The sequence below is a fragment of the Gephyromycinifex aptenodytis genome (genome assembly GCF_012277275.1).
Taxonomy (GTDB): domain Bacteria; phylum Actinomycetota; class Actinomycetes; order Actinomycetales; family Dermatophilaceae; genus Gephyromycinifex; species Gephyromycinifex aptenodytis.
The window spans coordinates 1,224,208-1,237,389 of record NZ_CP051155.1 but is presented as its reverse complement, the minus strand read 5'-3'; the positions used below and the strand labels follow the sequence as shown (position 1 = coordinate 1,237,389).

Below are 13,182 nucleotides of genomic sequence, written 5' to 3'. Positions count from 1 at the left end.
ATGGCTATTACCGTCAAGCGCGGCAAGAGCAAGACGGCTGCCCGCAGCCGTCGTCACATCCGCGTCCGCAAGCGGGTTACGGGCACGTCGGAACGTCCCCGTCTCGTCGTGACGCGTTCAGCACGCCACGTGTTCGTCCAGGTCGTCGATGACACGGTGGGCCGTACGGTCGCATCGGCCTCGACGATGGAGGCGGACCTCCGCTCGTTCGAGGGCGACAAGACCGCCAAGGCGCGCAAGGTCGGCGAGCTCGTGGCCGCCCGCGCCAAGGAGGCCGGTGTCGAGGCCGTCGTGTTCGACCGTGGCGGCAGCCAGTACCACGGGCGCATCTCGGCTATTGCCGACGGCGCGCGAGAGGGCGGGCTGTCCCTGTGAACACGACACGCAACCCAGAGAAGAGGAACGTCTGATGCCAGGACCTCAGCGCCGCGGCGCCGGCGCCGGTGTCGCCACCGGTGCTAGCGCAGGCGGGAATGACCGCAATGACCGTCGGGACCGCAAGGACCGCGACAACCGCCGGGGGCGTGACGAAGACCGCAACCAGTTCATGGAGCGCGTCGTCACCATCAACCGCGTCTCCAAGGTCGTCAAGGGTGGTCGTCGCTTCAGCTTCACCGCGCTGGTCGTGGTGGGCGACGGTGACGGCACCGTCGGTGTCGGCTACGGCAAGGCCAAGGAAGTTCCTGCGGCCATCGCCAAGGGCGTGGAAGAGGCCAAGAAGAACTTCTTCCGCGTGCCTCGCATCCAGGGCACCATCCCTCACCCCGTTCAGGGTGAGGCTGCTGCCGGGGTCGTGCTGCTGCGCCCGGCTTCGCCTGGTACCGGTGTGATCGCCGGTGGGCCGGTGCGCGCCGTACTGGAGTGCGCCGGTATCCGGGACGTCCTGAGCAAGTCGCTCGGTTCGCAGAACGCCATCAACATCGTCCACGCGACGGTGCAGGCGTTGCGCGATCTGGAGCAGCCGGAGGCAGTCGCGGCGCGCCGTGGCCTGCCCCTGGAGGATGTCGCTCCGGCGGCCATGCTCCGCGCCCGCGCTGCGGGGGCTGGTGCGTGATGGCACAGCTCAAGGTGACCCAGACCCGTTCGGAGATCGGCGGCAAGCAGAATCAACGCGACACGCTGCGTTCGCTTGGTCTCAAGCGCATTGGCGACGTCGTCGTCAAGGAGGATCGCCCGGAGATCCGGGGCATGATCCGCACGGTGACTCATCTTGTCGCCGTCGAGGAGGTTGACTGACATGGCCGATACGACCGAACCAACCCCGCAGGATGGTGGGCGCACGCACGCGCTGAAGGTCCACCACCTTCGTCCCGCTCCCGGAGCCAAGACCGCGCGTACCCGCGTCGGTCGCGGTGAAGCGAGCAAGGGCAAGACCGCTGGCCGCGGAACCAAGGGCACGAGGGCACGCAACCAGGTGTCCTTGGGCTTCGAGGGTGGCCAGATGCCGTTGCACATGCGGCTTCCGAAGCTGCGCGGGTTCACCAACCCGTTCCGCACCGAGTACCAGGTTGTCAACCTGGACAAGCTCTCGGCCCTGTACCCGCAGGGTGGAGAGGTCACCGTCGCGGACCTCGTCGAAAAGGGTGCTGTCCGCAAGGGCCACCTCGTCAAGGTGCTCGGCGATGGCGACCTCTCGGTTGCAGTCACTGTTTCGGCTCATCGGTTCTCGGCCTCTGCCAAGCAGAAGATCGAGGCCGCGGGAGGAACCGCGAACCAGCTCTGAGGCTGGGTCCCCACCAGGACTCTCTTCATGAGTGCATCAGCACGTCGATAACACCCCGCGTGCCGGATCACCCGGCGGCGGGGTGTTATCGTTTTGTGTTGGGGACCTGTGTCCCATTTTGTTTGTGTCAGCACGCTATTGGGCGATTCCCCCGGTCTGACGGGGGATGCGCGCCCCTGGGAGGGTTCAGTGCTCACCGCGTTTGTCCGTGCCTTCAAGACGCCGGACCTGCGTCGGAAGATTCTTTTCACGCTTACCGTGATGGCGATCTTCCGGCTTGGCTCGTTCGTACCCACCCCCGGGGTCAGTTACGTCGAGATTCAAAAATGTCGCCCAACTGGTGGGCAAACCAACCAGTTCCTCGGGCTGGCGAACCTCTTCAGCGGTGGGGCACTGCTGCAGCTGTCGATCTTCGCGCTGGGGATCATGCCGTACATCACGGCCAGCATCATCATCCAGCTGCTGACGGTTGTCATCCCCCGCTTCGAGGCCCTCAAGCAAGAGGGACAGACCGGGCAAGCCAAGATGACTCAGTACACCCGGTACTTGACGATCGGGCTGGCGATTCTGCAGAGCTCGACGTTCGTCACCTTTGCGCGTAACCCGGAGCAACTCTTCGGGCCGAGTTGTACCAACATCCTCACCAACGAGTCGCCGGTGACGCTGATCATCATGGTGCTGACGATGACGGCAGGTACCGGCCTGATCATGTGGCTGGGGGAGCTCATCACCGAGCGTGGCGTCGGTAACGGTATGTCCCTGCTGATCTTCACCTCCATCGCGGCCGGCTTCCCCGGTTCGCTGTGGGCGATCAAGCAGCGTGACGGCCGGTGGGACACCTTCATCCTCGTCATCCTCATCGGATTCGCGATCATCACCGCTGTGGTCTTCGTCGAGCAGTGTCAACGGCGGATCCCGGTGCAGTACGCCAAGCGCATGGTCGGTCGCCGCATGTACGGCGGCACCTCGACGTACATCCCGCTCAAGGTGAACCAAGCCGGCGTGATCCCGGTGATCTTCGCCAGCTCGATGCTGGCGATCCCGGGGCTGCTGGTGCAGTTCCAGCAGAGCAACCCCAACCCCCCGGGGTGGGTGGCGTGGATCGCCGCGAACATGCTCAACCACGGCAGTCCGTGGTACATGGCGACCTACATCCTGCTGATCCTCTTCTTCACGTTCTTCTACGTTTCGATTTCGTTCAATCCAGTCGAGGTCGCAGACAACATGAAGAAGTACGGTGGGTTCATCCCGGGCATCCGCGCGGGACGGCCTACGGCCGAATACCTCAGCTACGTTCTCAATCGCATCACTGTGGTGGGGGCGCTGTACCTCGCGTTGGTGTCCCTCATCCCGCTCATCGCCTTCGTTGTGATCAACGCCGATCAGAACTTCCCCTTCGGCGGTACCTCGATCCTCATCATCGTGGGCGTTGGCCTGGAAACGGTGAAGCAGATCGAGTCGCAGCTGCAGCAGCGACACTACGAAGGGTTCCTCCGCTGATGCGACTGATCATCCTGGGCCCGCCGGGGGCCGGTAAAGGGACACAATCGGCGCGGCTGTCCGAGACATTGGACATCCCCGCCATCTCCACCGGCGACATCTTCCGCGCGAACATCAAAGAGGGTACGGAGCTGGGCCAGCAAGTGCAGGAGCTGCTGGCAGCCGGCAAGTTCGTACCCGACGACGTGACGAATGCCATCGTGGCGGACCGGTTGTCCCATGACGATGCCGCCGGCGGCTATCTCCTGGACGGCTACCCGCGCACCCTTGCCCAGGTGGAGGCTCTGGACGCCCTGTTGGCCGAACAGGGTCATGCCCTGGACGCGGTGTTGGAACTGACGGTCGACACCGAGGAGGTCGTCGCCCGACTGTTGAAGCGTGCCGAGATCGAGGGTCGCGCCGATGACACCGAAGAGGTCATCCGGGAACGGATGAGCATCTACGTCCAGCAGACCGAGCCGCTGTCCACGCTCTACCGCGAGCGCGGGTTGCTGCGTGAAGTGGATGGTATGAGCGAGGTCGACGTAGTTTTCGCCCGCTTGATGGCAGCGTTGGGCCGCTGACCCGCGTGTTTGGTGCTAACCGGCTGACAGCCCGCCCTCCGCACGACATCCTCGCCATGCGGAAGGCGGGCCTGGTCGTTGCCCGTGCATTGCAATTGGTCCAAGAGTCCTGCGTCGAGGGGACCGCGACGCTCGCCCTGGACCGACTGGCTGAAGACATGATCCGTAGTGAGGGTGCCATCCCGTCCTTTCCGGGGGTTCCCGGCTATCGCCATACCTTGTGCGTCAGCGTCAACAACGAGGTCGTGCACGGCATCCCCGGTAGCAAACGGGTTGTCCCAGGGGACCTGGTGTCGGTGGACTGTGGCGCCAGCGTGGACGGGTGGCACGGCGACGCGGCCGTTTCGTTCATCGTCGGTGGCGAGGAAGCCGCACGTCCCGAAGATCTAGCCCTCATCGAGGCGACCCGGGGTGCGTTGTGGGCCGGCATCGCCGCGTTCAGCGTCGGGGGCCGGCTGCACGACATCGGGGCGGCGGTTGAAGACCACCTCGAACAGGTGCAACAAAGCCTGCCCGGCGGTCCCTATACGTTCGGCATCGTGGACGGCTACGAGGGCCACGCCATCGGCCGCGAAATGCACCTGTCCCCGGGGGTGCCGAACTTCCGTGTTCGATCCCGCGGCCCGGCGATCCCAGCGGGCGCGACCGTGGCTATCGAACCCATGGTCACCCTGGGTACAGACCAGACGCGCGAACTCGAGGATGGCTGGACGGTGGTCACCCTTGACGGCACGCGGGCAGCCCATATCGAGCACACCGTGGCGGCTACACCCACCGGGCCCTTCGTGCTGACGGCGCTGGATGGGGGAGCGGCCGAACTGTCTCGGCTCGGGCTCTCCTGCGGCGCTACCCCACATGAATGAGGCAGCCCGCCGCGCCGCGTGCGGTGCGAGGGTGGCCCGATTAGCGTTACGCCCCCTGGATCACTAGACTTCACAGTCGGCCCCGTTTGTCCTGCCCTCGCGCAGCGACGTGCGGAGCCACACCGGCGCGATCTATTCAGCGCGCCGGACAGTACGCCGGGCTCGCCCGGAAGGACACCGCCCTAGGGCGGCTCAACGGATTGCGGAGGACATGGCCAAGAAGGACGGCGTCATCGAGATCGAGGGCACGATCGTCGAAGCCCTGCCTAACGCGATGTTCCGTGTGGAGCTGAGCAACGGCCATAAGGTCCTTGCTCACATCTCGGGCAAAATGCGTCAGCACTACATCCGAATCCTCCCTGAGGACCGGGTCGTTGTTGAACTCAGCCCGTATGACCTCTCCCGCGGTCGCATCGTTTTCCGCTACCGCTGAGGCACCCCCGGTCCGCCTGCACCCGTAGGCGGACGACACGACCCGCTCCGTGGCGCGGTACGCCTCGACACGGAGCCGATCTGAAGACGGCAGGCAGATGAAGGTTCAGCCGAGCGTCAAGAAGATCTGCGACAAGTGCAAGGTGATTCGCCGCAATGGGCGCGTCATGGTGATCTGCGAAAACCTGCGCCACAAGCAGCGTCAAGGCTGATCACACGCACGTCGCCGGTTCTCAATAGGACGCGACATGCAGAGCGCAGTACCCGGCCCTGGGCGGCAACGCCCGGACGTCACCCCCGGCGCGGAGGCCGGGGACCGCAGTCGGCCCTCGAGGGCGACAGTGGAACGGTGCTGCTTCAGACCTCCGTATGACATCAGGAGAACCACACAAGATGGCACGTCTTGTCGGAGTCGACCTCCCGCGCGAAAAGCGCGTCGAGATCGCTCTCACCTACATCTACGGCGTGGGTCGCACCCGCGCCAAGGAAGCGGTCGCCGCTGCCGGTGTCGACCCCTCTACTCGGGTCCGCGACCTTGACGAGCAGGCGCTCGTCAAGCTGCGTGACTTCCTCGAGGGCAACTACAAGCTCGAGGGTGACCTCCGCCGCGAGGTCGCGGCCGACATTCGACGCAAGGTCGAGATCGGTAGCTACCAGGGGCTGCGTCACCGCCGCGGCCTGCCCGTGCACGGCCAGCGCACCAAGACGAACGCGCGTACCCGCAAGGGTCCCAAGCGCACCGTTGCGGGCAAGAAGAAGGCCGGCAAGTAAGCAGGCGCGATTGCGGTCGTCCGCAACTGAGTTCACCAGGAGCCAGACCGCCCCGCTGCAGCCAGTTCACCGGCTGCCACAGGCAGTCAGGCCACTCGGACTCGGAACCGGTCGCCGCGACGCATCACCGCAGAGGGCACACACACAGCTTTCGCGTTACACGCGCAGATGTAGGAGAGAATCAGAGAAATGCCTCCCAAGAGTAGGACGGCTGCGGGCGCCAAGAAGGTGCGCCGCAAAGAGAAGAAAAACGTCTCCCATGGGCATGCCCACATCAAGAGCACGTTCAACAACACGATCGTGACGATCACCGACCCCGCAGGCGCCGTGATCTCATGGGCCTCCGCTGGCCAGGTCGGCTTCAAGGGCTCCCGTAAGTCCACCCCGTTCGCCGCGCAGATGGCCGCCGAGGCCGCTGCTCGTCGCGCCATGGAACACGGCATGCGCAAGGTCGACGTGTTCGTCAAGGGCCCGGGTTCCGGTCGTGAGACCGCCATCCGTTCGCTCACCGCTACCGGCCTCGAGGTCGGCGCCATCAGCGACGTTACGCCCATGCCGCACAACGGCGTCCGCCCGCCCAAGCGCCGCCGCGTCTGAGCGAACGAGAGGACTGAGACACTATGGCTCGTTACACCGGCCCCATCACGAAGAAGTCCCGTCGTCTCAAGACCGACCTCGTCGGTGGCGACAAGAACTTCGAGAACCGCCCATTCCCTCCCGGACAGCACGGCCGCGGCCGTATCCAGGAGAAGGAATACCTCCACCAGTTGCAGGAGAAGCAGAAGGCTCGCTTCACCTACGGCGTCATGGAGAAGCAGTTCCACAACTACTACGAAGAAGCGGTGCGCCGCCCCGGCAAGACTGGTGAGGTTCTGCTGCAGATCCTCGAGTCGCGCCTGGACAACGTGGTTTACCGCGCCGGTCTGGCTCGTACCCGTCGCGCCTCGCGCCAGCTGGTGACCCACGGTCACTTCCTGGTCAACGGCAAGCGGGTTGACGTACCCAGCTACCGCGTCAGCCAGTTCGACATCATCGACGTTCGGCCGCAGAGCCGCGAGACGTTCCCGTTCGAGCTGGCTCGCCAGACGTACGGCGAACGCCCGGTCCCGGCCTGGATGAAGGTTGTTCCCGGCACGCTGCAGATCCTCATTCACCAGCTCCCGGTGCGTGACCAGATCGACACCGTGCTCACCGAGCAGCTCATCGTCGAGCTCTACTCCAAGAACTGACATCCGACCCAGGTCGGTTCCGGTGCATACCGGCGCCGACCTGGGTCCGTCGGTCCCCAGGGTCGACGCCGTGGACAGAGACGGCGTTGGCCGCCGGCCGTCATGGGCCGGTATCACGAGCTTCATATAGCGGGGGTTCGTGGGAAGGAAAGAACAACGTGCTGATCGCTCAGCGTCCCGTCCTCACCGAGGATGTCATTTCGCCAGCGCGCTCGCGGTTCGTCATCGAGCCGCTCGAGCCTGGCTTCGGCTACACCCTGGGGAACAGTCTGCGTCGTACGCTGCTGTCCAGCATCCCGGGTGCGGCAGTGACGAGCATTCGCATCGACGGTGTGCTTCACGAGTTCTCGACGATCCCCGGTGTCAAGGAAGACGTCACCGAAATGATCCTGAACATCAAGGGTCTGGTCGTCTCCAGCGAGCACGACGAGCCGGTAGTCATGTACCTGCGCAAGCAGGGCCCCGGCCCGGTCACCGCCGCTGACATCGCCCCGCCTGCCGGTGTCGAGGTACACAACCCCGACCTGCACCTGGCGACGCTCAACGACAAGGGCAAGATCGAGATGGAGCTGACGGTCGAGCGTGGCCGCGGTTACGTCTCCGCCCAGCAGAACAAGAGTGGCGACGCCGAGATCGGCCGGGTCCCGGTCGACTCGATCTACTCCCCGGTCTTGGCCGTGACCTACAAGGTCGAAGCCACCCGTGTGGAGCAGCGCACCGACTTCGACAAGCTCATCGTCGATGTCGAGACCAAGAACTCGATGGCTCCCCGGGACGCTCTTGCCTCCGCCGGCAAGACGCTCGTCGAACTGTTCGGGCTGGCCCGTGAACTCAATGTCGAAGCCGAAGGCATCGACATGGGTCCCTCGCCGACCGACGCGGCGTTGGCTGCAGACCTGGCCCTGCCCATCGAGGACCTCGACTTGACGGTCCGCTCGTATAACTGCCTCAAGCGCGAGGGCATTCACACCGTTGGAGAGCTGGTGGGTCGCAGCGAGGCCGACCTGCTCGACATTCGTAACTTCGGGGCCAAGTCCATCGACGAGGTCAAGGCGAAGCTGGTCGGCATGGGTCTGTCCCTGAAGGACAGCCCGCCCGGGTTCGACCCGAGCGCCATCGCGGACCGCTACGACGAGGACGAGGACGCGGCCTTCGTCGAAGACGAGCAGTACTGACCGACCAGTGACTGGCCCGCCCCGGCGACGCAGGCGCGGATCGGTCGTAACCATCAGGAGATCGCATGCCTACCCCCAGCAAGGGACCCCGCCTCGGCGGTGGACCCGCCCACGAGCGGCTCATCCTCGCGAACCTCGCGACGTCGCTGTTCGAGCACGACCGCATCACCACGACCGAGTCGAAGGCCAAGCGTCTGCGCCCCTTCGCCGAGCGTCTCATCACCTTCGCCAAGCGCGGCGACCTGCACGCTCGGCGTCGGGTCCTCACGGTTGTGCGTGACAAGAGCGTCGTTCACAAGTTGTTCACCGAGATCGCCCCGCTCATGGCGGAGCGTCCCGGCGGCTACACCCGCATCACCAAGGTCGGTAACCGCAAGGGCGACAACGCCCCGATGGCAGTTATCGAGCTCGTGCGCGAGCCGTTCTCGCCCAAGCAGGCAACGGTGAAGGAAGCCGAGGCCGCTACGCGCCGCGCTTCTGCTCCGGCGCCCGCCGACGAGGTCGTCATCGAGGCACCGGATGCTCCGGCACCGCAGGAGTCCGAGGTCGTGGAGGCACCTGCCGGTGCTGAGGTTCCCGCGGCCGACGGCGATGTCGCCGAGGCGCAGAAGTCCGACCAGGCCTGAGTCCTGACTCACCTGTAGCTAAGGCCCCACCCGGTTTAGGGTGGGGCCTTAGCTGTACCCCCCGGCGGAGGTCGGGCCGACGGGGTGGGCAGTTAGTCTGGCCACGCACACGAAATTTGTGCACAGTACGTATTTGGCAAAGCTCGTCAGGGAAGGGATCGGTCATGGCTCACCGCGTGTCCTTACCCAGCCCTGGAATCGGGCGTTCTTTGCTTTGCGCGGCGCTGAGCCTGGGGATGCTGTGCTCACCTGCCAACGCCAGCGCGGCCGCCCCGCTCGGTCACGCTTCGACAGCGGCCACCCCGGCGAGCCTTTCCGGCAGACCGAGCCTGGGGGACCCGGTGAGCCCGCTGCAGAAGGAGCAGATCGAGAAGATCCTCGGATCACGCCGCGATGACGTGGCCGTTTCAGTGCACGATCGCCGCACCGGTTCGGTCTTCACCTACAACGGAGCGCTGGAGAACGCCACCGGCAGCATCGTCAAGGTGATGGTGCTGGTCGCGCTCATCGAAAGGCGCCGTGAGAGCGGGCGAGGGCTCAGCGAACGGCAGCAGGCTCAAGCCGAGCAGATGATCCGCTTCAGCGACAACGACGCAACCAACTCGCTGATCCGGGCGGCAGGGGGTTCCTCGGCTATCACCAAGTTAGCCAAGAAGCTCAACATGAAGAGCACCCAAGGCCGTGGTGCGTGGGGGCGCACCTCGACCACGGCCACGGACCAACGGATGTTGATCGATGCGATCGTCTCCGGCAAGGTGCTCTCCTCGGCTGATCGCCAGTACGTCCTGGGCCTGATGCGCCAGGTGACGCCTGAGCAGCGTTGGGGGGTGGGGACCGTGCCCAAGGGGGCGGTCGCCGAGGTCAAGAACGGCTGGGTGCCGTTGGAGCCGCGCGGATGGCGAGTGAACAGCATCGGGCATGTCACGGGCAAGGGCCGCGATTACACCGTCGCGATGCTCTCCTATGACAACCCTTCGATGGAAGCGGGAACATCCATGCTCGATGAGCTGTCGGGCTACATCTACCGCACCATGGGGCAGCGCCCTAACGCGGCCGCCGCGGCGCTGCAGGGCTCGTTCGACGGGGTGGTGCCGAGCTCTGATCTCGGCGCTGGGATCCCGTCCTGGATTCGCTCGCCTGGTGCGGCGTACCCGCCGCGGTTGTGGTGGTGAGCCCAGGTCTACGGCTGCGTCTGGATTTCGCCTACGACGGAACCGACTTCTCCGGCTGGGCAGCGCAGCCTGGGCGCAGGAGCGTGGAGGAAGAACTTTCAACGGGGCTGACTCGCATCCTGCGCGCCACGGAACCTATCCGTCTGACCGTGGCAGGACGCACCGACGCCGGCGTTCATGCGCGCGGGGCGGTGTGTCATGCCGACGTCGAGCGGCAGGCGTGGGAGCGACTTCCTGGTCGCGGCGATGCTCCGCCTGAGGTTGCCTGTGTGCGTCGGCTGCGGGGGGTCCTGCCACCGGACATCGTGGTGCGGGCGGTAACTCAGGCTCCGCCTGGTTTCGATGCCCGATTCTCGGCGACGTATCGGCGATACAGCTACCGGCTATGTGACGTCCCGCATCTGCTGGACCCGCTACGACGCCGCGATGTCGTACTGACCCGCACCGCCCTCGACGTCGCGGCGATGGATGATGCCGCCCGCCGGCTGGTCGGTCTTCGCGACTTCGCCGCGTTCTGCAAGAAGCGCGAGGGTGCCACAACGGTACGCACTCTGCTCGGCTACTCGTGGCGCCGTGAGAACGAGCTCATCGTCGGCAGCGTGATTGCGGATGCTTTCTGTCATTCGATGGTGCGGGCGCTGGTCGGGGCCGTCGTGCCGGTGGGGGAGGGACGCAGGCTCCCGACCTGGCCCGCGGAGGTGCAGCAGCGCGCCGTGCGCGACTCAGGTGTCACGGTCATGCCTGCCCACGGCCTTTGTCTGGAGGAGGTCGGTTACCCCGCAGATGCAGACCTGGCCGAGCGGGCGGTGCAAGCGCGAGCGACCCGGAGTTTGTCCGAGGTTGAGTCTGCCGTGAATCCAGTTCCGGACAGTGGACTCTCCCGCTAGGACGAAACTGGTTGGCGAAAGTCGAACGATCGACTCATACGGTCGTCCGTGTGGACGATAGGGCAGTGTCGGCGCCCGGGGCGCGCCGGCGGTCCGCAAGAGTGGGTCGACACGCTAGGGGGGCGTCATGGGACGCACAGGTGAGAAGAAGACGACGACACGGGAATGCTTGCAACTGCGCAGGGGCCTGCAGCACGGGCCGCGGGCCCAGGTCACGCGCACAGGGGGAGAAGTGAGTCGCTGAGCGCGACCCGGCAGCAGCGGGTGGGCCAGGAGTCCCGCCCGCTGCTGCGTTTCCTGGATGTGGTTTCGGGGCCCTACGGTGCAATCTCGGTACGTCGGCGCGGGGGATCGACGGGGATGGGGCAGGTATAGAAAGTGACGCGTTTGGCTTGGGGGTTTCCGGCGCCCACGCGGCGATAGCGATCGAGGACCTCGGCCACATCAGCGCGCAGAGACGCTAACTGCTCGGCGGTGACGAGCACGAGATGGTCGTCCAGGCCGCAGGTTTCCTGCCATGGCAACGGCCAATCGGGCTGCTCGGTGAGCCAGCCTTGGGCTTTGGTGGAGAAGTGGGCGATGTAGTCGCGGGCCAGCCAGTCCAAGGCGGCCTCATCGTTGTCATCGTCGGGGGCATCGAGCGTGCGGTCGCTGGAGTCGGCCTCCCAGAGTCGGCGCCGCCCATGCACGCCGACCTCGCGTACCAGTCCCGCCTCGCTGAGGCGCCGCAGGTGGTAGCTGGTTGCTCCGGAGTTGGTCTCCAGGGCGTGGGCCAGATCAGTGGCGGTTGCGGTGCCCACGCTGCGTAGCTCGGCCAGGATCCGGGAGCGCAGCGGGTGGGCCAGGACGCGCAGTGCGGAGCGGTCGACGGGGAACGCGGCCGGGGTCTCCTCGGTCGCCATAGGCCCTCCTCAGGACTGGATGTATGCACAGAAGCTTTGCATAAAACGTTGGCATCGAATAGTCATCCGTGGAGGACGTAGAGTATTTGTGCAGGTCAGGAGCCTTTCGGCGCCAGTTTCGCCGATTTTTGGCTTCGCTGCACCCCGAGTACAGTAGGTAATTGTTGTGCGCAGCGGTCCCCCTATGTGGATCGCAAACCACCGCGGCCCTAGATCGTGGCTGTAGCGGAGCACGCATGACCATCTGGCCGCAGTACCACCGAGAAGAGCAAGGCTGATACCCGTGCGTACCTACACCCCTAAGCCGGGCGACATCGAGCGCAAGTGGCACGTCATTGACGCCACCGACGTCGTGCTCGGTCGTCTCGCCTCGCAAACCGCGCAGTTGCTGCGCGGTAAGCACAAGCCGACATTCGCCCCCCACGTGGACATGGGCGACTTCGTCATCATCATCAACGCCGACAAGGTGGCCCTCACCGGCGCCAAGCTCGAGCAGAAGAAGGCTTACCACCACTCGGGATTCCCGGGTGGGTTGCGGGCCACCTCCTACACCGAGCTCATGGCCAAGGACCCCGCTCGCGCGGTCGAGAAGGCTGTGCGCGGCATGCTGCCCAAGAACTCCCTGGCCCGCCAGCAGCTCTCCAAGCTCAAGGTGTACGCCGGCGACACCCACCCGCACCAGGCTCAGCAGCCGGCGCCCTTCGAGATCTCGCAGGTGGCCCAGTAAGCGCTTCGCGCTACGGGTCGATGACGAAAGCCCACGAGGAGAACAGTGACTGACCACACCCCCGACACCGAGCTCGAGGTCGACGAGCCCGTGCTGTCTGAATACACCACCGAGTCGTCTGCGCCGGTGGACGGCGAGGCCGCGCGTCGGCCGTCCGCGTCCGCGCCCGGTGCCGCGACTGGCCGCCGCAAGCAGGCCATCGCCCGCGTTCGCATCGTGCCTGGCACGGGCGAGTGGAAGATCAACGGCCGCACCCTGGAGGAGTACTTCCCCAACAAGGTGCATCAGCAGATCGTCAACGAGCCCCTGAAGGTGCTCGAGCTCGACGGCGCGTACGACGTGCTCGTGCGTGTGCACGGCGGTGGCCCCTCGGGTCAGGCCGGCGCTGTTCGGCTCGGCGTGGCGCGCTCCCTGAACGGGGTCGACGAGGAGCTGAACCGTCCTGTCCTGAAGAAGGCAGGGTTCCTCACCCGCGACTCCCGCGTTCCTGAGCGCAAGAAGGCGGGTCTCAAGAAGGCCCGTAAGGCGCCTCAGTACTCCAAGCGCTGATTGTTCACCGAGCCGTCTTCGTGCGGCTCGGTGGGCTGTCGCGTTCCGCACCGGAAACCCGTC

19 protein-coding genes are annotated in these 13,182 nt (G+C 65.6%); 18 read left to right on the top strand and 1 reads right to left on the bottom strand.

Annotated features, from left to right (window positions below; genetic code table 11):
• The 16 genes from rplR (at nucleotide 1) to truA (ending at nucleotide 10,941) form a co-directional block, all read left to right on the top strand.
• Nucleotides 1–375, top strand: coding sequence for a 50S ribosomal protein L18 (gene rplR, locus G9V96_RS05250; protein ID WP_168582100.1), 375 nt, complete (start codon nucleotides 1–3; stop codon nucleotides 373–375).
• Nucleotides 376–409: 34 nt separating this feature from the next.
• A complete protein-coding gene (gene rpsE, locus G9V96_RS05245) occupies nucleotides 410–1,054 on the top strand; it encodes a 30S ribosomal protein S5 (RefSeq protein WP_168582099.1) in 645 nt (214 codons plus the stop codon).
• On the top strand, nucleotides 1,054–1,236 hold the full coding sequence (gene rpmD / locus G9V96_RS05240; RefSeq protein WP_040160206.1) for a 50S ribosomal protein L30: 183 nt from the start codon (nucleotides 1,054–1,056) through the stop codon (nucleotides 1,234–1,236). The genes rpsE and rpmD overlap by 1 nt, the downstream gene beginning before the upstream one ends.
• Before the next feature lies 1 nt (nucleotide 1,237).
• Entirely contained in the window at nucleotides 1,238–1,723 is a 486-nt protein-coding gene (gene rplO / locus G9V96_RS05235; RefSeq protein ID WP_168582098.1) for a 50S ribosomal protein L15, read from the top strand.
• 189 nt (nucleotides 1,724–1,912) lie between these two features.
• The gene (gene secY, locus G9V96_RS05230) at nucleotides 1,913–3,223 is read left to right on the top strand and encodes a preprotein translocase subunit SecY (RefSeq protein ID WP_168582097.1); all 1,311 of its coding nucleotides are present in this window, start codon (nucleotides 1,913–1,915) and stop codon (nucleotides 3,221–3,223) included.
• Nucleotides 3,223–3,786: an adenylate kinase gene (locus tag G9V96_RS05225; protein WP_168582096.1), complete on the top strand. Its 564-nt coding sequence runs from the start codon at nucleotides 3,223–3,225 to the stop codon at nucleotides 3,784–3,786. Before secY ends, G9V96_RS05225 begins: the two co-directional genes overlap by 1 nt.
• Before the next feature lie 5 nt (nucleotides 3,787–3,791).
• Nucleotides 3,792–4,649: a type I methionyl aminopeptidase gene (gene map, locus G9V96_RS05220; protein WP_226913488.1), complete on the top strand. Its 858-nt coding sequence runs from the start codon at nucleotides 3,792–3,794 to the stop codon at nucleotides 4,647–4,649.
• 211 nt (nucleotides 4,650–4,860) lie between these two features.
• On the top strand, nucleotides 4,861–5,082 hold the full coding sequence (infA, locus tag G9V96_RS05215; protein ID WP_006502877.1) for a translation initiation factor IF-1: 222 nt from the start codon (nucleotides 4,861–4,863) through the stop codon (nucleotides 5,080–5,082).
• Between the two features lie 97 nt (nucleotides 5,083–5,179).
• Complete coding sequence (gene rpmJ / locus G9V96_RS05210; RefSeq protein WP_006592630.1) at nucleotides 5,180–5,293, top strand: 50S ribosomal protein L36; 114 nt, start codon at nucleotides 5,180–5,182, stop codon at nucleotides 5,291–5,293.
• A 181-nt stretch (nucleotides 5,294–5,474) separates the two neighbouring features.
• Nucleotides 5,475–5,852 carry a 30S ribosomal protein S13 gene (gene rpsM, locus G9V96_RS05205; protein WP_168582094.1) on the top strand — a complete coding sequence of 126 codons (378 nt, stop codon included), beginning with the start codon at nucleotides 5,475–5,477 and terminating at the stop codon, nucleotides 5,850–5,852.
• Nucleotides 5,853–6,041: 189 nt separating this feature from the next.
• A complete protein-coding gene (gene rpsK, locus G9V96_RS05200) occupies nucleotides 6,042–6,449 on the top strand; it encodes a 30S ribosomal protein S11 (RefSeq protein WP_168582093.1) in 408 nt (135 codons plus the stop codon).
• Between the two features lie 23 nt (nucleotides 6,450–6,472).
• Nucleotides 6,473–7,081 carry a 30S ribosomal protein S4 gene (gene rpsD / locus G9V96_RS05195; RefSeq protein ID WP_168582092.1) on the top strand — a complete coding sequence of 203 codons (609 nt, stop codon included), beginning with the start codon at nucleotides 6,473–6,475 and terminating at the stop codon, nucleotides 7,079–7,081.
• Nucleotides 7,082–7,239: 158 nt separating this feature from the next.
• On the top strand, nucleotides 7,240–8,256 hold the full coding sequence (locus G9V96_RS05190; RefSeq protein ID WP_168582091.1) for a DNA-directed RNA polymerase subunit alpha: 1,017 nt from the start codon (nucleotides 7,240–7,242) through the stop codon (nucleotides 8,254–8,256).
• A 65-nt stretch (nucleotides 8,257–8,321) separates the two neighbouring features.
• Nucleotides 8,322–8,882 (top strand): 50S ribosomal protein L17, encoded by a 561-nt coding sequence (gene rplQ / locus G9V96_RS05185; protein WP_168582090.1) that lies wholly within the window; start codon nucleotides 8,322–8,324, stop codon nucleotides 8,880–8,882.
• A gap of 164 nt (nucleotides 8,883–9,046) precedes the next feature.
• Nucleotides 9,047–10,054, top strand: coding sequence for a serine hydrolase (locus G9V96_RS05180; RefSeq protein WP_168582089.1), 1,008 nt, complete (start codon nucleotides 9,047–9,049; stop codon nucleotides 10,052–10,054).
• Nucleotides 10,051–10,941 (top strand): tRNA pseudouridine(38-40) synthase TruA, encoded by an 891-nt coding sequence (gene truA, locus G9V96_RS05175; RefSeq protein WP_168582088.1) that lies wholly within the window; start codon nucleotides 10,051–10,053, stop codon nucleotides 10,939–10,941. The genes G9V96_RS05180 and truA overlap by 4 nt, the downstream gene beginning before the upstream one ends.
• Nucleotides 10,942–11,258: 317 nt before the next feature.
• Here the strand turns inward: truA and G9V96_RS05170 are convergent, their stop codons facing one another.
• Nucleotides 11,259–11,843, bottom strand: coding sequence for an ArsR/SmtB family transcription factor (locus G9V96_RS05170; RefSeq protein ID WP_168582087.1), 585 nt, complete (start codon nucleotides 11,841–11,843; stop codon nucleotides 11,259–11,261).
• Nucleotides 11,844–12,126: 283 nt separating this feature from the next.
• On the opposite strand from G9V96_RS05170, the gene rplM reads away from it, so the two are divergent.
• Nucleotides 12,127–12,570 (top strand): 50S ribosomal protein L13, encoded by a 444-nt coding sequence (gene rplM / locus G9V96_RS05165; protein WP_168582086.1) that lies wholly within the window; start codon nucleotides 12,127–12,129, stop codon nucleotides 12,568–12,570.
• Between the two features lie 45 nt (nucleotides 12,571–12,615).
• Nucleotides 12,616–13,119 (top strand): 30S ribosomal protein S9, encoded by a 504-nt coding sequence (gene rpsI / locus G9V96_RS05160; protein WP_168582085.1) that lies wholly within the window; start codon nucleotides 12,616–12,618, stop codon nucleotides 13,117–13,119.
• Nucleotides 13,120–13,182: the final 63 nt, after the last annotated feature.